This window comes from Nitratidesulfovibrio oxamicus, assembly GCF_015731765.1.
GTDB classification, from domain to species: Bacteria; Desulfobacterota; Desulfovibrionia; order Desulfovibrionales; family Desulfovibrionaceae; genus Cupidesulfovibrio; species Cupidesulfovibrio oxamicus.
Genome location: NZ_VRYY01000476.1, coordinates 1 through 1,802, shown reverse-complemented (window position 1 = coordinate 1,802; position 1,802 = coordinate 1). Strand labels below are relative to the sequence as shown.

The following is a 1,802-nucleotide window of genomic DNA, read 5'->3' as shown; positions in this document are numbered from 1 at the left end:
GCACACCCGGCGGGTGTCCTATCCGCTGGGCCGGGGCCTGAGCCGCCGCAAGTATCTGGCGGCGGATGCGGTGGCGGCGGTCAGCGCGGAGACGGGCGGCGTGCTGGCGGCTGCCGGGCTGGATCCGGCGCGCATCACGGTGATCCATTCCGGTATTGACCCCACCCGTTACTATCCCCGGCGCGAGCGCGACGATGTCCGCTTCGTGTTCGGCATGGTGGGCGCGCTCACCCCGCAGAAGGGGCACACGGTGCTCATCGAGGCGCTGGCGGCCTTGCAGGCGTCCGGGACCGGAGAGGCGAAGGGAGAGGCCCACGGCGCGAGCGACGCCCACATGCCCGCCTGGGAAGTGCGCGTGGTGGGCGAAGGCCCGCTGTTCGGCACCCTGCTGGACCGTGCCGACGAACTGGGCGTCTCTCCGCGCATGGCCTTTCTGGGGCGGCAGGACAGCCGCCGCATGCTGCCCGACTGCGACGCGCTGGTGGTGCCGTCGGTGCATGGCGAAGGCAGCAGCGGGGTGATCAAGGAGGGCTGGGTGACCGGGCTGCCGGTGATCTGCTCCGGCCTCGCCTCCAACCTGGAACTGGTGCGCGACGGCGAGAACGGCCTCGTGGTGCCCCCCGGTGACGCAGATGCGCTGGCCTGCGCCATGCGCCGCGTCGCCACCGACGCAGCCCTGCGTGAGCGCCTGACGGCGGGCGGCACGGCCAGCGTCGCCCATTACACCGACATCCGCATGGCCGAAGCCTACATGGCACTGTACCGCCGCCAGCGCCAGGGCGCCTGATTCGCCCGCGAGGCCGCCGGCATTTCCATCCGCCTCCCCCCCCACACACCCACCACCACCTTCTCTTGTTCCTGCCCGCCTTCGCCCCTGACCATCGTCCTGTCGTCCCAGCCCCGCCGCCGCAGTCTCGTCAGTAACGCCAGTCACGCCAGTCACGCCAGCCGAGCCGGAGTGCTTCGCGGCCTGGGGGGCGTGTGCTCTCGCGCCCGTTGCCGCAGCCTCGTTGTTGTCCGTGCGGCGGCTGGGGGGGGGGCAGGCAGTGTGCGGGAAAACATGACTCCAGGTGCCGCGGACGGGTGCCGTGCCATGCGTATTTGACGCCGCAGGGGACATGCGGGTGGATACTGCAGTGCATATTAAGTAGCGCATACGGTGACGATGGGGGTTCTGTACCGTTGGGGACGCATCAGTGCGGCACGGATTGCGGCATCGCTACATGGCGTGTGCGACACCTTGCCGATTTTTGCATGGGAATATGCTGCAGTGCAAGTTGGGCTGTTGGGGCGGCATACCTTGTGCGATGTTGCCAAAGGTAGGGTTTTCCCGCAGTGACATGGGGGCGCAGTGCGGTATAGATAGTCCGCAAGTGAGCCGCGAGGGGGATTCTCCATGACCTGGGTGTTCATGATCGTGGCGCTGGCGGTGTTGGCCATCCTCATCGTCCGCGACAGGTGATGCCCCTGCGGCAGCCGTGCGCCAGCGGCGGAACGGATACGGAGGGGCAGAGTTCGAAAGAAAGGGCCGGACGTTCATCGTCCGGCCCTTTCTCGCGCACGACACCACCGGTCTTGCGGCGTGCGCCGTGCGCCGCCGTGCAGGGGCATGCGGCATTGACCGCCGCCGTCCGGGCCGAGACGGGCGTGCCTTTCCCCTGCCCTGCGGGGGCATCCGTATGTGACAAGGGCCGGACGATGTCTCGTCCGGCCCTTTCCTGTTTGTCGTCAGTCGGCGCTTCGGGGTGTCCGTCGCGCCGCGTGCCCGGCTAGCTGGCCGGGGCCGCGGCGGGCGCGGGCGG

General features: G+C 69.3%; 1 protein-coding gene. It reads left to right on the top strand.

Annotation, left to right across the window (positions count from 1 at the left end; genetic code table 11):
• A partial coding sequence (locus FVW20_RS14215) for a glycosyltransferase family 4 protein (protein WP_196610131.1) occupies positions 1-787 on the top strand: 787 nt, incomplete at its 5' end.
• Positions 788-1,802 lie beyond the last annotated feature (1,015 nt).